The 16,012-nt window shown below is 64.7% G+C and carries 18 protein-coding genes; 14 read left to right on the top strand and 4 right to left on the bottom strand.

Features of this window, described 5'->3' with window-relative positions:
• Nucleotides 1–81: 81 nt before the first annotated feature.
• Nucleotides 82–717: a TetR family transcriptional regulator C-terminal domain-containing protein gene (locus JN280_RS18450; protein ID WP_202314136.1), complete on the bottom strand. Its 636-nt coding sequence runs from the start codon at nucleotides 715–717 to the stop codon at nucleotides 82–84.
• Between the two features lie 239 nt (nucleotides 718–956).
• Here JN280_RS18450 and JN280_RS18455 point away from each other — a divergent pair, with 239 nt between their 5' ends.
• From JN280_RS18455 to JN280_RS18470, 4 genes are all read left to right on the top strand, one after another.
• Nucleotides 957–2,285, top strand: a complete 1,329-nt coding sequence (locus tag JN280_RS18455) for an aspartate aminotransferase family protein (RefSeq protein ID WP_202314138.1) — start codon at nucleotides 957–959, stop codon at nucleotides 2,283–2,285.
• 167 nt (nucleotides 2,286–2,452) lie between these two features.
• Entirely contained in the window at nucleotides 2,453–3,703 is a 1,251-nt protein-coding gene (locus tag JN280_RS18460; RefSeq protein WP_202314140.1) for a Zn-dependent hydrolase, read from the top strand.
• Between the two features lie 63 nt (nucleotides 3,704–3,766).
• Nucleotides 3,767–5,218, top strand: coding sequence for a dihydropyrimidinase (gene hydA / locus JN280_RS18465; protein ID WP_202314142.1), 1,452 nt, complete (start codon nucleotides 3,767–3,769; stop codon nucleotides 5,216–5,218).
• Nucleotides 5,219–5,608 (top strand): hypothetical protein, encoded by a 390-nt coding sequence (locus JN280_RS18470; RefSeq protein WP_202314144.1) that lies wholly within the window; start codon nucleotides 5,219–5,221, stop codon nucleotides 5,606–5,608. It begins immediately after the preceding gene.
• 23 nt (nucleotides 5,609–5,631) lie between these two features.
• On the opposite strand, the gene JN280_RS18475 is transcribed toward JN280_RS18470, so the two are convergent.
• Nucleotides 5,632–6,042 (bottom strand): cupin domain-containing protein, encoded by a 411-nt coding sequence (locus tag JN280_RS18475; RefSeq protein WP_202314146.1) that lies wholly within the window; start codon nucleotides 6,040–6,042, stop codon nucleotides 5,632–5,634.
• A 79-nt stretch (nucleotides 6,043–6,121) separates the two neighbouring features.
• Between JN280_RS18475 and JN280_RS18480 the strand changes: the two genes are divergently transcribed.
• The 6 genes from JN280_RS18480 to JN280_RS18505 all read left to right on the top strand — a co-directional run bounded on the left by JN280_RS18480 (nucleotide 6,122) and on the right by JN280_RS18505 (nucleotide 11,000).
• Complete coding sequence (locus tag JN280_RS18480) at nucleotides 6,122–6,946, top strand: ABC transporter ATP-binding protein (protein ID WP_202314859.1); 825 nt, start codon at nucleotides 6,122–6,124, stop codon at nucleotides 6,944–6,946.
• Nucleotides 6,946–7,572, top strand: coding sequence for an endonuclease domain-containing protein (locus JN280_RS18485; protein WP_244743399.1), 627 nt, complete (start codon nucleotides 6,946–6,948; stop codon nucleotides 7,570–7,572). The genes JN280_RS18480 and JN280_RS18485 overlap by 1 nt, the downstream gene beginning before the upstream one ends.
• Before the next feature lie 5 nt (nucleotides 7,573–7,577).
• Complete coding sequence (locus tag JN280_RS18490; protein ID WP_202314150.1) at nucleotides 7,578–8,507, top strand: ABC transporter permease; 930 nt, start codon at nucleotides 7,578–7,580, stop codon at nucleotides 8,505–8,507.
• Nucleotides 8,504–9,367, top strand: coding sequence for an ABC transporter permease (locus JN280_RS18495; protein ID WP_202314152.1), 864 nt, complete (start codon nucleotides 8,504–8,506; stop codon nucleotides 9,365–9,367). Before JN280_RS18490 ends, JN280_RS18495 begins: the two co-directional genes overlap by 4 nt.
• Before the next feature lie 25 nt (nucleotides 9,368–9,392).
• Nucleotides 9,393–10,382: an ABC transporter substrate-binding protein gene (locus JN280_RS18500; RefSeq protein ID WP_202314154.1), complete on the top strand. Its 990-nt coding sequence runs from the start codon at nucleotides 9,393–9,395 to the stop codon at nucleotides 10,380–10,382.
• Nucleotides 10,383–10,556: 174 nt separating this feature from the next.
• Nucleotides 10,557–11,000, top strand: a complete 444-nt coding sequence (locus JN280_RS18505) for a CHRD domain-containing protein (protein WP_202314157.1) — start codon at nucleotides 10,557–10,559, stop codon at nucleotides 10,998–11,000.
• Here JN280_RS18505 and JN280_RS18510 read toward each other — a convergent pair.
• Entirely contained in the window at nucleotides 10,993–11,883 is an 891-nt protein-coding gene (locus JN280_RS18510; RefSeq protein ID WP_202314159.1) for a helix-turn-helix domain-containing protein, read from the bottom strand. The two genes, JN280_RS18505 and JN280_RS18510, sit on opposite strands and share 8 nt — an antisense overlap.
• Nucleotides 11,884–12,019: 136 nt before the next feature.
• Between JN280_RS18510 and pobA the strand changes: the two genes are divergently transcribed.
• Nucleotides 12,020–13,192: a 4-hydroxybenzoate 3-monooxygenase gene (gene pobA, locus JN280_RS18515; RefSeq protein ID WP_202314161.1), complete on the top strand. Its 1,173-nt coding sequence runs from the start codon at nucleotides 12,020–12,022 to the stop codon at nucleotides 13,190–13,192.
• Here the strand turns inward: pobA and pcaQ are convergent.
• Nucleotides 13,186–14,109, bottom strand: coding sequence for a pca operon transcription factor PcaQ (pcaQ, locus tag JN280_RS18520; RefSeq protein WP_202314163.1), 924 nt, complete (start codon nucleotides 14,107–14,109; stop codon nucleotides 13,186–13,188). The two genes, pobA and pcaQ, sit on opposite strands and share 7 nt — an antisense overlap.
• Nucleotides 14,110–14,211: 102 nt before the next feature.
• Between pcaQ and pcaC the strand changes: the two genes are divergently transcribed.
• The 3 genes from pcaC to pcaG are packed head-to-tail and all read left to right on the top strand — an operon-like array spanning nucleotide 14,212 to nucleotide 16,007.
• Complete coding sequence (gene pcaC, locus JN280_RS18525) at nucleotides 14,212–14,619, top strand: 4-carboxymuconolactone decarboxylase (protein ID WP_202314165.1); 408 nt, start codon at nucleotides 14,212–14,214, stop codon at nucleotides 14,617–14,619.
• Nucleotides 14,620–14,652: 33 nt separating this feature from the next.
• Entirely contained in the window at nucleotides 14,653–15,393 is a 741-nt protein-coding gene (gene pcaH / locus JN280_RS18530) for a protocatechuate 3,4-dioxygenase subunit beta (RefSeq protein ID WP_202314167.1), read from the top strand.
• The gene (gene pcaG / locus JN280_RS18535; RefSeq protein ID WP_202314168.1) at nucleotides 15,393–16,007 is read left to right on the top strand and encodes a protocatechuate 3,4-dioxygenase subunit alpha; all 615 of its coding nucleotides are present in this window, start codon (nucleotides 15,393–15,395) and stop codon (nucleotides 16,005–16,007) included. Before pcaH ends, pcaG begins: the two co-directional genes overlap by 1 nt.
• The last annotated feature ends 5 nt before the right edge of the window (nucleotides 16,008–16,012 follow it).

Consider the following 16,012-nt stretch of genomic DNA (forward strand, 5'->3'; position numbering starts at 1 on the left):
AAGGCCTAAGCAGACCATTCGTTGGCTTGCCAAGGAATGTCTGCTTAGAAGCGCGCCGAAAAGGGACCACCGGCGCGACGGTCAGTTCGCCTTCGGCTTGAGGCCCTCGACGAAAAGCTGCTCCAGAAATCGTGCGGCGTCCTCGAAGCGGCCGTCGCCGCCGCGGTCGGGGCCGAGCACGGCGCGCACCTGGGTGTCGAAATCGGCATAATGCTGGGTCGTTGCCCAGATCGAGAAGATGAGATGCCAGGGATCGGTGCGTGCGATCTTGCCGGCCCGCATCCACCCCTTGATCACCTCGGCCTTCTCGTCGACAAGGCTGCGCAACTCGCCTTCCAGCATCGGCCCGATGCGCGGGGCGCCCTGGATGATCTCGTTGGCGAACAGCCGGCTTTCGCGCGGAAAGTCGCGGGCCATCTCCAGCTTGCGGCGGATGTAGCTCCTGAGCTCCGTCATCGGGTCGCCGATATCGTCGAGCTCGCGCAGCGGCGCCAGCCACGTCTCGAGCAGGCGCTCGAGCAGCGTCTCGTGGATGTCTTCCTTATTGCGGAAATAGTAGAGCAGGTTGGGCTTCGACATGCCGGCCGCGTCGGCGATCTGGTCGATCGTGGCGCCGCGGAAGCCATGCGCGGAAAACACCTCGAGCGCTGCCTCCAGGATCAGTTCCCGCTTCTCCTGCTGGATGCGGGTCCGGCGCCGCGGTGTGGGGGCGTCCATCGTCACCTCTCTCTCGTGGCGCCGTGTCTTGCCGGGGTTCTGTGGCCCAATGCACTGGACCAGTTTCTCGCCGACTGTGGAGCGCGCCTTCTATCCGGCATTTCCGGTACTATTCCCTTGACCGCCCATGCAGCGGTGTTAACCTTTGTCCAACCGGTCAAAAATTGCGTAGCAGAAACTGCGCCGAAGACCAAGCGTTGGCCGCACCGAAACGAGAGAACCGAAAGGAAAGCTTGGTCATGTCCAACCGGCTGACAGTCACGCCGAACGATCTCAGTGCATTCTGGATGCCCTTCACGGCAAACAGGCAATTCAAGCAGGCGCCGCGCATGCTGGTCGGTGCCAAGGACATGCACTACACGGCCAGCGACGGCCGCCAGATCCTCGACGGCACGGCCGGTCTTTGGTGCGTCAATGCCGGCCATTGCCGGCCCAGGATCACCGAGGCGATCCGCAACCAGGCCGGTGAACTCGATTACGCGCCGGCCTTCCAGATGGGCCATCCGATCGTATTCGAGCTGGCGAATCGCCTTGTCGACGTCGCGCCCGCCGGCATGGACCACGTCTTCTTCACCAATTCCGGCTCCGAATCGGTCGACACCGCGCTCAAGATGGCGATCGCCTATCATCGCGCGAAGGGCGACGGCTCGCGTTTCCGCCTGATCGGCCGCGAGCGCGGTTATCACGGCGTCAATTTCGGCGGCATTTCCGTCGGCGGCATCGTCAGCAACCGCAAGATGTTCGGCACGCTGCTCACCGGCGTCGACCATCTGCCCCACACCCACCTGCCCGAGAAGAACGCCTACACCCGTGGCGAGCCTGAGCACGGCGTCGAACTCGCCAACGATCTGGAGCGTATCATCGCGTTGCACGACGCCTCGACCGTCGCGGCCGTCATCGTCGAGCCGGTGGCCGGTTCGACCGGTGTGCTCATCCCGCCGAAGGGCTATCTCAAGCGGCTGCGGGAGATCTGCGACAAGCACGGCATCCTCTTGATCTTCGACGAAGTCATCACCGGCTTCGGCCGTCTCGGCACGCCGTTCGCGGCCGACTATTTCGGCGTCACCCCCGACATCATCACCACCGCCAAGGGCGTCTCCAACGGCGTCATCCCGATGGGCGCAGTCTTCGTGAAGAAGGAGATCCACGACGCCTTCATGAACGGGCCGGAACATCTGATCGAGTTCTTCCACGGCTACACCTATTCGGGCAATCCGATCGCCTGCGCGGCGGCGCTCGGCACGCTCGACACCTACAAGGAAGAAGGGCTGCTCACACGCGGCGCGGAACTCGCGCCCTATTGGGAAGAGGCGCTGCATTCGCTGAAGGGCGAGCCGCATGTCATCGACATCAGGAACATCGGCCTGATCGGCGCGATCGAGCTGCAGCCGATCGCCGGCCAGCCGACCAAGCGTGCCTTCTCCGCCTTCGTGAAGGCCTTCGAGCGCGGCGCGCTGATCCGCACCACCGGCGACATCATCGCGCTGTCGCCGCCGCTGATCATCACCAAGGGCCAGATCAACGAACTGATCGACCATGTGCGCGAGGTGCTGAGGCTGATCGAATAGGGCGTCATGCGTCCCCTCGGGCGTAGAGACGCCTAGGATTTTGAAACGACGCATCGAGCTTGGATCGCGCGATCCTCGGCGGGATGCGACAGGGCTTCGGCTCGAACGGGATGACGGCGTCGGGAACCGCCGGCATCCCGCATGGACATTGAATGAGAGGACTGCACATGACCGCCCCCGGCAAGAATCTGCGAATCAATTCAGACCGTTTGTGGGATTCGCTGATGGAAATGGCGAAGATCGGCCCCGGCGTTGCCGGCGGCAACAATCGCCAGACATTGACCGACGAGGACGGCGAGGGCCGCAGCCTCTTCAGGAAATGGTGCGAGGCGGCGGGCCTCGAGATGGGCGTCGACCAGATGGGCACCATGTTCGCGCGCCGGGAAGGTACCGATCCGGAGGCCTTGCCGGTCTACGTCGGAAGCCATCTCGATACGCAGCCGACCGGCGGCAAATATGACGGCGTGCTGGGTGTGCTGGGTGGGCTGGAGGTCGTCCGCTCGCTCAACGATCTCGGCATCCGGACAAAGCACCCGATCGTGGTCACCAACTGGACGAACGAGGAAGGCACCCGCTTCGCGCCGCCCATGCTGGCCTCAGGCGTCTTCGCCGGCATCCACGAACTCGACTGGGCCTATGACCGTAAGGACGCCAAGGGCAAGCGCTTTGGCGACGAGCTCGTGCGTATCGGCTGGAAGGGCGACGAGCCGGTTGGCGCCCGCAAGATGAAGGCCTATTTCGAACTGCATATCGAGCAGGGCCCGATCCTCGAGGACGAGGGCATCGACATCGGCGTCGTCACCCATGGCCAGGGCCTCAAATGGCTGCAGGTCACGCTGACCGGTAAGGAGAGCCATACCGGCTCGACGCCGATGCCGAAGCGGCGCAACGCCGGACTGGGCATGGCCCGCGTCACCGAACTCGTGCACGAGGTCGCGATGGACTACCAGCCCGATGCGGTCGGCGCGATCGGCCATATGGAGGTCTATCCCAACTCGCGCAACATCATCGCGGGAAAGACGGTCTTCACCATCGACGTCCGGTCGCCGGAGAAGGAAGTGCTCGACGCGATGGATGCCCGCATCCGCGAAGGCGTCGACACGATCTGCGAGGCGCTCGACATCGAGTATGAGATCGAACAGGTCGGCCATTTCGACCCCGTCACCTTCGACAAGGATTGCGTGAAGGCGGTCCGCGACGCGGCCATTAGGCTCGGCTATTCGCATCGCGACATCATCGCCGGTGCCGGCCACGACGCCTGCTGGGTCAACCGCGTCGCGCCGACGTCGATGATCATGTGCCCTTGCGTCGACGGCTTGTCGCACAACGAGGCCGAGGAGATTTCCAAGGAATGGGCGGCCGCCGGCGCCGACGTCCTGTTCCATGCCGTGGTGGAGACAGCCGAAATCGTGGAGTGATCCGAAGCCACCGAACCAATTCAACGCGAAGCCAAAATCGCGACGAAACAAGGGAACGAATAAATGACCAAAGTCATCAGGAACGGCACCATCGTCACCGCCGACCGGACGTGGAAGGCCGACGTGCTCATCCAGCACGGCAAGATCGTCGGCATCGGCCACGATCTGCATGCCGACCATGAGTTCGACGCTACCGGCTGCTATGTGATGCCGGGGGGCATCGACCCCCACACCCATCTCGAAATGCCCTTCATGGGCACCTATTCGGCCGACGATTTCGAAAGCGGCACCCGTGCGGCGCTGTCGGGCGGCACGACCATGGTCGTCGACTTCTGCCTGCCGTCGCCCGGCCAGTCGCTGCTCGAGGCACTCACAATGTGGGACAACAAGACGTCGAAGGCGTCCTGCGACTACTCCTTCCACATGGCGATCACCTGGTGGGGCGAGCAGGTGTTCAACGAGATGGCCGACGTCGTCGACAAGGGCATCACCTCGTTCAAGCATTTCATGGCCTACAAGGGCGCGCTGATGGTTAATGACGACGAGATGTATTCGTCGTTCCAGCGGTGCGCGGCCCTCGGCGCCCTGCCGCTCGTCCATGCCGAGAACGGCGACGTCGTCGCCCAGCTCCAGCAGAAGCTGCTGGCCGAAGGCAATAACGGGCCCGAGGCGCATGCCTATTCGCGTCCGCCGGAGGTGGAGGGCGAGGCGACCAACCGCGCCATCATGATCGCCGACATGGCGGGCGCGCCGCTTTATGTCGTGCATGTCTCCTGCGAGCAGTCGCATGAAGCGATCCGCCGGGCCCGCCAGAAGGGCATGCGCGTCTTTGGCGAGCCGCTGGTCCAGCACCTTACCCTCGACGAGACCGAATATTTCAACAAGGACTGGGACCATGCGGCGCGGCGCGTGATGAGCCCGCCCTTCCGCAACAGGCTGCATCAGGATTCGCTGTGGGCCGGCCTGCAGGCCGGGTCGCTCCAGGTCGTCGCCACCGATCATTGCGCCTTCACCACCGAGCAGAAGCGCTTCGGCGTCGGTGACTTCACCAAGATCCCCAACGGCACGGGCGGGCTGGAGGACCGGCTGCCGGTGCTGTGGACAAGGGGCGTCAATACCGGCCGCCTGACCATGAACGAGTTCGTCGCGGTCACGTCGACCAACATCGCCAAGATCCTCAACATGTATCCGAGGAAGGGAGCGATCGTCGAAGGCGCCGACGCTGATCTCATCGTCTGGGACCCGAAGCGCAAGAAGACGATCTCGGCCGGGAAGCAGCAGTCTGTCATCGATTACAATGTCTTCGAGGGCTTCGAGGTGACCGGCCTGCCGCGCTTCGTGTTCTCGCGCGGCGAACTCGCGATCGAGGAGGCCGCTGTGAAGACCAGACCCGGTCATGGCGAATTCGTCGCGCGTGAGCCGCATGGCGCGGTGAACCGGGCGCTGTCGACCTGGAAGGAACTCGTGGCGCCGCGCAAGGTCGAACGGACAGGCATTCCCGCAACGGGGGTTTGAATGCGGGCGGCAGCTTTCGCGGCGATCGCGGCGGCGTGCCTCAACGCAGGGATTGTCGCCGCGTCGGTGGCACAGGGGCTGGACATCGCAAAGATGCCCTATGGCAACGAGAACGGCTGCAAGGTCGGGCGCGGCGAGCAGGTCGACACCGACGACTTCCTGCTGTTGCGGCCCGACGGCATCGACGCCTATGCCAGTTCCTGCGAGTTCGTGCAGTCGCTTCCCGCGAAGGACGGATCGCGCGTGCTGACAGGCCTCTGCGACGAGGAAGGGCACGAGGGTAAGGTTGTGCGCATGCTCAGTGTCGGTCCCAGCGCGGATGATCCGTCGGCATTGACCATCTCCGACGGCAACGGCGGTCTGTGGGGCGAGGTGAAGCCATGCTCCTGAACGATCGGTTCCGAATGGTTCGTCTACCGCGCCAAGGCGTCGAGTTCGGGCAGCAGCACCACGCTTTCCTGCTCGCGCGGGTCGGTGCGGGCGATGACGGCCGTGCAGGGCGCGTCGGAAAGGTTCGCAGGCAGATGCGGCACGCCGGCTGGAATATACATCATGTCGCCGGCCTTCATGTCCGCAAACTGCTCCAGCCGCTCGCCATACCAGGTGCGGGCTTCGCCGGAGAGCACATAGACTGCCGATTCATGGGCTTCGTGCAGATGCGCCTTGGCCCGGGCGCCGGGAGGAATCGTCACGACATGCATGCAAAGGCCGGTGGAGCCGACCGTCTCGGTCGCGATGCCTTCGAAGTAGCTGAGCCCCTGCTTGCCGTCATAGCTGTGGCGCGCGCGAACGACGCTGCAGCTCGGCTTGGCGGTGGAGGACATATCAGTTCATCCCTGATCCCGGTTCCGCAAGGACCGCACAATAACCGGAAGCACCGACATGCCCAATAGCGATACCGCAATGGCGGGCAGGACGAAGCCCCAGTCCGGGACAGCCACCGGCAACGGCCCGGATGTGGTCGCCGCCCGCGGGCTCGGCCTGACGTTCAGGACCAGCGACGGGCCGGTCCAGGCCCTGGCGGACGTCGATCTGACGATCCGCAAGGGCGAATTCGTTTCCTTCATCGGCCCGTCGGGCTGCGGCAAGACCACCTTCCTGCGGGTGATCGCGGATCTGGAGAAGCCGACATCGGGCACGATCTCGGTGAACGGCATGTCGCCCGAACAGGCGCGCGAGAGGCGGGCCTATGGTTATGTGTTCCAGGCGGCCGCGCTTTATCCATGGCGCACCATCGAGCGCAACGTCGCCCTGCCGCTCGAGATCATGGGCATCCCCCGGGTGGAGCAGAAGGCCCGCATCAAGAGCACGCTGGAAATGGTCAATCTGGCCGGCTTCGAGAACAAATATCCCTGGCAGCTTTCCGGCGGCATGCAGCAGCGCGCCTCGATCGCGCGGGCGCTGGCATTCGACGCCGACCTGCTTCTGATGGACGAACCCTTCGGCGCGCTCGACGAGATCGTGCGCGACCATCTGAACGAGCACCTGCTGGCGCTCTGGGCCCGCACGAACAAGACGATCTGCTTCGTGACCCACTCCATCCCCGAAGCGGTCTATCTGTCGACGCGCATCGTGGTGATGTCCCCGCGGCCGGGCCGGGTCACCGACGTCATCGAATCGACGCTGCCGCCCGAACGCCCGCTCGACATCCGCGAGACGCCGGAATTCCTGGCGATCGCAGCCCGCGTGCGCGACGGGCTGAGAGCGGGGCATTCGTACGAGGAATGATGCCCGTGGCCGACCATGTTACCAAGAGGCGAGATGGTGCAACCGTACGCGCCCGACAATTGCGCCAGGACGATACCGAGCCGGAATATCGGCTCTGGGGCGAGTTGCGAAGTCGAAGACTGAACGGATACAAGTTTTCGCGGCAGATCCCGATCGGACGGTATTTCGTCGATTTCGTGTGCCGCGAGAGGCTGTTGGTGATCGAACTCGACGGCGGACAGCATTCCGAGTCGGCTCGCGACGATATCCGGACACGATTCCTGAACGCTCACGGCTATTCCGTTCTGCGATTCTGGAATCACGAGGTCCTTCGCGAACAGAGAGCGGTGCTGGATACAATACTTGCCGCATTGGAGGATCGGCTTGCGCGGTCCCCCTCACCCGACCTCCGCGGAGCCTGTCCTCGGGCTTGCCGGAGGCAAGACCCGTGGGCTCCGGCCACCCTCTCCCCGAGGGGAGAGGAGGCCCAAGCCGGTCGCCCTCGACAGCACACAAAAGCTGCACGCGCCAATCCGGAGACGCAGCAGAACGAAACTCCTTCCTCTCCCCAGCGGGGAGAGGGTGGCCGGAGCCCACGGGTCTTGCCTCCGGCAAGCCCGAGGACAGGCTCCGCGGAGGTCGGGTGAGGGGGATGGTGACGATCTCAGACGTCTCAGCATCTGCCGATGCCCGCACCCCATCGCTGGCGTCGCGCATTCTTGCCGGCCACACCGGCCCCGTGCTCATCGTCGTCGCGGCGCTGGTGGTGCTCTGGTACGGCTTCGCCGTCTATCTCAACGCGCCCTGGCAGCTCGACGTCTACCAGAAAGACGGCACGCAATGGACCATGGCCGGGCTGGTGCGCGACACGCTGCACCAGGATCGGCCGGTGCTGCCGTCGCCGCTGCAGGTGGTCGAGGAGCTTTGGAAGACCACTGTTCAGACCGCGCCGACTTCCAAGCGCAGCCTCGTCTATCACGGCTGGGTGACGCTCTCCTCCACCTTGCTCGGTTTCGCCATGGGCACCCTGCTCGGCATCGTGCTTGCGGTCTTCATCGTGCATAACCGGGCGATGGACCGGTCGGTGATGCCCTGGATCATCGCCAGCCAGACCATTCCGATCCTTGCGATCGCGCCGATGATCATCGTGGTGCTGAACGCCATCGGCCTTTCGGGCCTTGTGCCCAAGGCGCTGATCTCGACCTATCTGTCCTTCTTCCCCGTCGTCGTCGGAATGGTGAAGGGGCTGCGCAGCCCCGAGCCGATCCAACTCGACCTGATGCACACCTATAGTGCCAGCCGCAGCCAGACCTTCTGGAAACTGCGCTGGCCGAGTTCCATGCCATACCTCTTCACCTCGATGAAGGTCGCGGTGGCGATCAGCCTCGTTGGCGCCATTGTCGGCGAACTGCCGACCGGTGCGGTCGCGGGGCTCGGTGCGCGGCTGCTCGCCGGCTCCTACTATGGGCAGACGGTGCAGATCTGGGCCGCGCTTTTCGCCGCCGCGGCGATCGCGGCGGTACTGGTGTCGATCGTCGGCCTGCTGCACCGGCTGGTCCTCAAGCGCATGGGCATGGCATGAGAACCGAAATCGTCTTCGGCGCGCTGGCTTTCTGGATCGCCGCCTGGGCGGTCAATGAATGGCTGGTCCGGCTCGAGCCGCAAAACCGCCTCGTCGCGCGGGCGACGCGGCTTGCCGTGCCGCTTCTCTTCGGCGTCACCATCCTGGTGCTGTGGGAGGGCATCGTGCGGGGTTTCAACATCCCTTCGGTGCTCCTGCCGCCGCCCTCGATGATCTGGCAACGCATCCTCACCTCGCTTCCGGTGCTGGCCGCCGATTTCCGCCAGACATTCCTCAAGGCGGTGCTGATCGGCTATGTGCTGGGCTGCGGCTCCGGTTTCATCGTGGCGATCCTGATCGACCGCTCGCCCTTCCTGCAGCGCGGCCTGCTGCCGCTCGGCAATTTCGTGTCGGCGCTGCCCGTCATCGGCATCGCGCCGATCCTCGTCATGTGGTTCGGCTTCGACTGGCCGTCCAAGGCGGCCGTCGTCGTGGTGATGACCTTCTTCCCCATGCTGGTCAACACGGTGCAGGGGCTTGCCGCGGCAAGCGCCATGGAGCGCGATCTCATGCGCACCTACGCCGCCGGCTACTGGCAGACCCTCGTCAAACTGCGGCTGCCGGCCGCAGCCCCCTTCATCTTCAACGCCCTGAAGATCAATTCGACGCTCGCCCTTATCGGCGCCATCGTCGCCGAGTTCTTCGGCACCCCGATCGTCGGCATGGGCTTCCGCATCTCGACGGAAGTGGGCAGGATGAATATCGACATGGTGTGGGCGGAAATCGCGGTTGCAGCACTTGCGGGTTCTGTCTTCTATGGCGTGGTCGCCCTGATCGAACGGGCGGCGACGTTCTGGCATCCGTCTGTCCGTGGTGGATAGGCGAACTTCAGAGGGAACGGGAAGAATGAAGAAAATGATCGTCTCACTGCTGGCCGGCGCGATGTCGCTCGCGGCGATCCAGGCGCTTGCGGCCGACAAGGTCACGCTGCAGCTGAAATGGGTCACGCAGGCCCAGTTCGCCGGCTACTACGTCGCCCAGGAGAAGGGGTTCTACGAGGAGGAGAATCTCGACGTCGAAATCAAGCCGGGCGGCCCCGACATCGCTCCGCCCCAGGTGCTGGCCGGCGGTGGCGCCGATGTCATCATCGACTGGATGCCCTCGGCGCTCGCCACCCGCGAAAAGGGCGTGCCGCTCGTCAACATCGCCCAGCCGTTCAAGTCCTCGGGCATGATGCTCACCTGCCGCAAGGACACAGGCATCACCAAGCCCGAGGACTTCAAGGGCAAGACGCTGGGCGTCTGGTTCTTCGGCAACGAATATCCGTTCCTGTCCTGGATGAGCACGCTCGGCATCAAGACCGACGGCGGTCCCGACGGCGTGACCGTGCTGAAGCAGGGCTTCAACGTCGACCCGCTGCTGCAGAAGCAGGCCGACTGCATCTCGACCATGACCTATAACGAGTACTGGCAGGTCATCGATGCCGGCATCAAGCCGGAGGACCTCATCACCTTCAAGTATGAGGACCAGGGCGTCGCGACCCTCGAAGACGGCATCTATGTTCTGGAGGACAAGCTCAAGGACCCTGCCTTCGTCGACAAGATGGTGCGCTTCGTCCGCGCCTCGATGAAGGGCTGGAAATATGCGGAGCAGAACCCGGACGAAGCGGCCATGATCGTGCTCGACAACGACGCGACCGGCGCCCAGACGGAAGAGCACCAGAAGCGCATGATGGGTGAGATCGCCAAGCTGACCGCCGGGTCGAACGGCGCGCTCGACGACGCCGACTACAAGCGCACCGTCGCCACCCTGCTGAAGGGCGGCTCGGATCCTGTCATCAGCAAGGAGCCGGAAGGCGCCTTCACGTATGAGGTCACCGACAAGGCGCTGAAGTAGCCGCAACGCGTCGGACGCGATCCGAAACCGAAGCGCAAGGGAAGGGGCGGGCGACCGCCCCTTTCGCGTTGGAGCGGATACAGGAAACATTTCGGATGCTCAGCCGTTCGTTGCATGGTAGCGGCGTCTTGCCGCGCCCGGCCGGAGGTTTCCGGCGCAATCGTGGAGGATCTCATGCATCCCTTCTCTCGCATGCCCGTGGTGGCCGGCATGGCCGTCTCGGCCCTGCTGCTCGTTTCGTCGCCGCTCCTGGCGGAAAGCGTCAAGCTCGCCGCGATGCTCGACGGCGCCCAGGAGTCGCCTCCCGTTGAGACCGACGGCAAGGGCATGGCCGAACTGACGTTCGACACGGAGACGAAGAAGCTCGACTGGACGGTCGATTATTCGGGCCTGAGCGGCCCGGCGGCGGCCGCGCATTTCCATGGACCGGCCGACAAGGGCGCGAATGCCGATGTCGCCGTCCCGCTGCAGGGCGATCTCGCCAGCCCGATCAAGGGCGAGGCGACGCTGACCGATGCGCAGGCGGCCGATCTGCTGGCCGGAAGATACTACCTCAACATCCATACTGCCGCGCACCAGGGCGGCGAAATCCGCGGACAGGTCGAGAAAGCTATGTAGCAGCCAGGGCAGGGCGCTCCGACGCACGGAGCGCTCCGGGCGTCCTGCCGGTCTGCTTGCGGAAGAAGCGGTTGAAATAGGCCGGGTCCGAGAAGCCGAGGCTGTAGGCGATGCCCTGCACCGGTGTCGGCGTGAAGATCAGGTCGCGGGTCGCGGCCTCGACAAGGCGTGCATTGACGAGCGCCTGCACGCTGCCGCCGGTTCCGGCCCGGCAGATGCGGTTGAGATGAGCCTCCGACAGGCCGAGCTCCGCGGCATAAAAGCTCACCGGGCGACGCTCGCGGAAATGCGCGGCGACGAGATCATAGAGCGCGGCGATCCGGCTGGCGTCGCGTTCGTTGGGATGTTCGCGCGCCAGTGCCGGCCCGTCGGCCCGCATGAGCGCTACGATCAGCCCGGCGACCAGTGCCTCGAGCAGCACCATGCGGCCGGCCCGATGGCCGTCGAGCTCGGCGTGGATGCGTGCGATGGTGTCGACGACGTCGCGGGCTGGTGCCGCATCGGAGGCGAGCCGGATGAGGCGCGCCTTGTCCGCGAAAGCCGTGATCGCGGTGCTGGAGCGCATCGGTGCCGTCAGGCGGTCGCTCAGCGCGGTGAGGACAAAACCCTCGATGTCCCTCGAGAAACGGAAGCCGTGCACCTCCCCGGGCGGGACGAAGATCGCCGTGGAATGCTCGAACGGCCGGTAGCGGCCATTGACCAAGGCTTCGCCCGAGCCGCTCGAAATGTGCAAAACCTGGAAGAAGGTCTCATGGCGGTGAGGACGGATCTCCCAGCCATGCAGCCGGCTTCTCTCCGGAATCGTCTCGCAGTGCAGCCACAGACCGGCGGTTTCGTTGCGGGATTCGCCGTAGAGGCGGAATGTCGGGATGCTGCTTCTCAAGGGCCTGGTCCGGTTCGATGATCGGATTGTGCAAGAGAGTGCCGGGAATGTCTATTGGCGGCACGGCGGTGGAAGCGCATCCTGAGGCCGGATGAAGCGCCGCTTGGCGCACAAGACTGCTCGCCGGGAGGATAAAATGCGCACTCAGGTCGTCATCATAGGCTCCGGTCCGTCGGGGCTGCTGCTCGGCCAACTGCTTACCAATGACGGCATCGACAACATTATCCTGGAGCGTTCGTCACAGGAGCATGTTCTCGCGCGCATCCGCGCCGGCGTGCTCGAGGAAGGCACGACCGCCATGCTCGACGAGGCCGGCGCCGGCGAGCGAATGCGTCGCGAGGGCCTGCCGCATGACGGTTTCGACATGGCCTTCGACGGCCGCCGCCACCGGGTCGACCTGTTCGGGCTGACCGGCGGCAAGCGCGTCATGATCTACGGCCAGACCGAGGTAACCCACGACCTGATGGACAAGCGCGCGGCCACCGGCGGCGCGACGGTTTATGAAGCGGCCGATGTCGCCCCGCACGGTTTCGACAGCGAACGGCCCTATGTGACCTACAAGAAGGACGGGGCGACGTTCCGCATAGACTGCGACTTCATCGCCGGCTGCGACGGCTATCACGGGATTTCGCGCAAATCGGTGCCGGAGACGGCAATCAAACTCTACGAGCGTGCCTATCCGTTCGGCTGGCTGGGCATCATCGCCGAGGTGCCGCCGGTCGGCGAAGAGCTGATCTATGCCAACCATCCGCGCGGCTTCGCGCTCTGCTCCATGCGTTCCCACACGCGCAGCCGCTACTATGTGCAATGCTCGCTCGACGACAAGGTGGACGATTGGTCCGACGACCGTTTCTGGGACGAGATCAGGGCGCGGCTGCCGGCCGCGACGGCCGAGCAGATGACGACGGGCCCGTCGATCGAGAAGTCGATCGCGCCGCTGCGCTCCTTCGTCGCCGAGCCGCTGCGCTTCGGGCGCCTGTTCCTGGTGGGTGATGCCGGCCATATCGTGCCGCCGACCGGCGCCAAGGGTCTCAACCTGGCGGCCAGCGACGTGCGTTACCTCTTCGACGGCCTGCGCGAGTTCTATGCAGATCGTTCGTCCGCCGGCATGGACGCCTATTCGCAGAAGGCTTTGGCGCGCGTCTGGAAGGCGGAGCGCTTTTCCTGGTGGATGACGAGCACGCTGCACAAATTCCCTGAGACCGGCGCCTTCGGCCAGAAGATCCAGGAGGCCGAGCTCGACTACCTCTTCCATTCGCGCGCCGCATCGACGGCGCTCGCGGAGAATTATGTGGGCCTGCCCTACTGAACGCCCGCCGGTCCTGTGGGAGGACAGGCCGCCCGGATCGCCTTGATCAGCATCGCCAGCGGCAAGGGGCGCTCGGCATCGGCGCGCATCGTGAGGCCGACGGCGCCACGCGTCTCCGAGGTGTCGATGGGCAGCACGGCGAGATGTCCGGCCGCGACATCGTTGGCAACCACCCCTTCGGAGATGATCCACACCGCGTCGCTCTCGCGCACGAAGGCGCGGCCGAAGGAATCCGAGACGCTTTCGATCCGCGCGCCTGCCTCGGGCAGGCCGTGGGCTATCAGGAAGCGGTCGACGAAGGGTCGGATGACGGAAGCCGCCGTCGGCATCAGCACGGTGAAACGCGAAAGCTTCGCGAGGTCGAACGGGTCGCGTGCCAGCAATGGATGACCGGGCCGCACGACGAACAGCACCTGCTCGGAGTAGAGATGCTCGAAGGTGAGGCCGATCATGCTTTCCGGCGCGGCCAGCCGGCCGACGACGAGGTCGAGCTCGCCGCCGGCCAGTTGCTGGAGCAGCACGGCGTTCTCGCCGGTGACGATCTTCAGCCGCCCGTCCGGCGACTGTTCGAGGAACCTGCGGGCCGCCTTCGGCATGATGCGGGCCGACACCGTCGGCAAGGCGCCGACCCGCAAGGGCGGGGAAAGGCTGGCCGCGCCCCGTCTCAGCGTATCGACGCCCTGGCGCAGGGCCGCCATGCCGAGGCCGGCGTGCCGACGGAACTCCTCGCCGGCCGCGGTCAGCCTTATGCCGCGGCCGTCGGGCTCGACCAGCGCGGAGCCGAGCGCCTCTTCCAGCTCCCGGATCGTACGGGTGACCGCCGGCTGCGACACGTTGAGCACTGCCGCCGCCTTGCCGACACTGACGGTGCGCGCCACTTCGAGGAAGGTCGAGATATGACGAATTTTGATTTGCATGACGGAAAATCATACCACAATGATTATGAATATCGCGAAAAACAGTATTTTTCTTAACTGATGCAGCGTGTTTCACTCGGCTGCACGACGAGGAGAAGACGGATGGACGAGGCAGGAAAATCGGAACGCTACCGCGAGGGGATGGAGACCCGCCGGGCGGTTCTGGGTGCGGCCCACGTCGATAGGGCGCAGGCCGCGAAGACCGCGTTCGACGAGCCTTTCCAGGATCTGATCACCGAGGCGGCATGGGGCCATGTCTGGTCTCGGCCCAACTGGACCAAACGCGAGCGCTCGATGGTGACGATCGCGCTTCTGGCGGCACTCGGCCACCATGACGAGGTGGCGATGCATGTGCGGGCGACCGCCAATACCGGTGCGACGCCGGATGATATTCGCGAGGCGCTGCTTCATGTGGCAATCTATGCCGGTGTGCCGGCGGCCAATCATGCGATAAAGGTCGCCAGGCAGGCGCTCGCCGAGGTGGCGGACGAGAGTGCCGGCGGTCGTTGAGATCGACGTCGAGTAGCTGACGGGAGGGAAATCATGTCCAACCAGCGGCCCGAAACGGGTTCCTTCTTCCAGCGCGACCGCGACTGGCATCCGCCGGCCTATACGCCATGGTACAAGACCTCCGTCCTGCGCTCTCCGCAAAAGGCGCTGCTCTCGCTCGACAACACGATCAGCGAGATCACCGGCCCGGTCTTCGGCCACAATATGCTGGGCGAACTGGACGACGATCTGATCCACAATTTCGCCAGGCCGGGCGAAAGCGCCATCGGCGAACGCATCATCGTCTACGGCCGGGTTCTGGACGAGCGCGGCAAGGGCGTGCCGGGCGCGCTCCTCGAATTCTGGCAGGCCAATGCCGGCGGGCGCTACCGCCACAAGAAGGACCAGTATTTCGCGCCGCTCGACCCCAATTTCGGTGGCTGCGGCCGCACCATAACCGGCGAGGACGGCTCATACACGTTCCGCACCATCAAGCCCGGCCCCTATCCCTGGCCGAACGGCGTCAACGACTGGCGCCCGGCCCATATCCATTTCTCGATCTTCGGCCACGGTTTCGCGCAGCGGCTGATCACGCAGATGTATTTCGAGGGCGACCCGCTGATCTGGAAGTGCCCGATCGTGCGCACCATACCGAGCCGCGAGGCTATCGAGGCGCTGATCGCGCCGCTCGACATGGAAGCGACCATTCCCATGGATGCGCGGGCCTACAAGTTCGATATCGTGCTGCGCGGCCGCCGTTCGACGCTGTTCGAGAACCGGCTGGAGGGGAACTGATGGTGCAATCGCTCAACCGCCTCAAGGAAACGGCATCCCAGACGGCCGGACCCTATGTCCATATCGGGCTCACCCCGAATTTCTGTGGCATTGGTGGCGTCTACGACGCCGATCTCGGCGCCAGCCTCGTCAACGACAAGACCAAGGGCGAGCGGATCACCATCCGGTCGCGTGTCATCGACGGCTCCGGCACGCCGCTGAAGGATTCGCTGATCGAGATCTGGCAGGCCGATGCCGACGGGCTCTACAACAGCCCATCCGAGATGCGCGGCACGGCGGATCCGAACTTCACCGGTTGGGGGCGTTGCGCCTCCGACATGGACACCGGCGAGTTCGTGTTCAAGACGATCAAGCCCGGCCGGGTGCCCTTCCGCGACGGCCGGCCTATGGCCCCGCATGTCACCTTCTGGATCGTGGCGCGCGGCATCAATCTCGGCCTCCATACCCGCATGTATTTCGGCGACGAGGAGAAGGCCAATGCCGAGGATCCGGTGCTGCAGCGCATCGAGCACAAGGTGCGCGTGCCGACCCTGATCGCGCCGCTGAAGGACGACGCCTATGTCTTCGACATCCATCTCCAGGGCGACAAGGAAACGGTCTTTTTCGATATCTGACGGAT

The sequence above is a fragment of the Mesorhizobium sp. L-8-10 genome, from assembly GCF_016756635.1.
Taxonomy (GTDB): domain Bacteria; phylum Pseudomonadota; class Alphaproteobacteria; order Rhizobiales; family Rhizobiaceae.

Excerpts from the sequence above, each read along its gene's own strand:
- JN280_RS18450 (WP_202314136.1), bottom strand. The coding sequence starts at position 717 with ATGGACGCCCCCACACCGCGGCGCCGGACCCGCATCCAGCAGGAGAAG.
- JN280_RS18455 (WP_202314138.1), top strand. The coding sequence starts at position 957 with ATGTCCAACCGGCTGACAGTCACGCCGAACGATCTCAGTGCATTCTGG.
- JN280_RS18460 (WP_202314140.1), top strand. The coding sequence starts at position 2,453 with ATGACCGCCCCCGGCAAGAATCTGCGAATCAATTCAGACCGTTTGTGG.
- hydA (WP_202314142.1), top strand. The coding sequence starts at position 3,767 with ATGACCAAAGTCATCAGGAACGGCACCATCGTCACCGCCGACCGGACG.
- JN280_RS18470 (WP_202314144.1), top strand. The coding sequence starts at position 5,219 with ATGCGGGCGGCAGCTTTCGCGGCGATCGCGGCGGCGTGCCTCAACGCA.
- JN280_RS18475 (WP_202314146.1), bottom strand. The coding sequence starts at position 6,042 with ATGTCCTCCACCGCCAAGCCGAGCTGCAGCGTCGTTCGCGCGCGCCAC.
- JN280_RS18480 (WP_202314859.1), top strand. The coding sequence starts at position 6,122 with ATGGCGGGCAGGACGAAGCCCCAGTCCGGGACAGCCACCGGCAACGGC.
- JN280_RS18485 (WP_244743399.1), top strand. The coding sequence starts at position 6,946 with ATGCCCGTGGCCGACCATGTTACCAAGAGGCGAGATGGTGCAACCGTA.
- JN280_RS18490 (WP_202314150.1), top strand. The coding sequence starts at position 7,578 with ATGGTGACGATCTCAGACGTCTCAGCATCTGCCGATGCCCGCACCCCA.
- JN280_RS18495 (WP_202314152.1), top strand. The coding sequence starts at position 8,504 with ATGAGAACCGAAATCGTCTTCGGCGCGCTGGCTTTCTGGATCGCCGCC.
- JN280_RS18500 (WP_202314154.1), top strand. The coding sequence starts at position 9,393 with ATGAAGAAAATGATCGTCTCACTGCTGGCCGGCGCGATGTCGCTCGCG.
- JN280_RS18505 (WP_202314157.1), top strand. The coding sequence starts at position 10,557 with ATGCATCCCTTCTCTCGCATGCCCGTGGTGGCCGGCATGGCCGTCTCG.
- pobA (WP_202314161.1), top strand. The coding sequence starts at position 12,020 with ATGCGCACTCAGGTCGTCATCATAGGCTCCGGTCCGTCGGGGCTGCTG.
- pcaQ (WP_202314163.1), bottom strand. The coding sequence starts at position 14,109 with ATGCAAATCAAAATTCGTCATATCTCGACCTTCCTCGAAGTGGCGCGC.
- pcaC (WP_202314165.1), top strand. The coding sequence starts at position 14,212 with ATGGACGAGGCAGGAAAATCGGAACGCTACCGCGAGGGGATGGAGACC.
- pcaH (WP_202314167.1), top strand. The coding sequence starts at position 14,653 with ATGTCCAACCAGCGGCCCGAAACGGGTTCCTTCTTCCAGCGCGACCGC.
- pcaG (WP_202314168.1), top strand. The coding sequence starts at position 15,393 with ATGGTGCAATCGCTCAACCGCCTCAAGGAAACGGCATCCCAGACGGCC.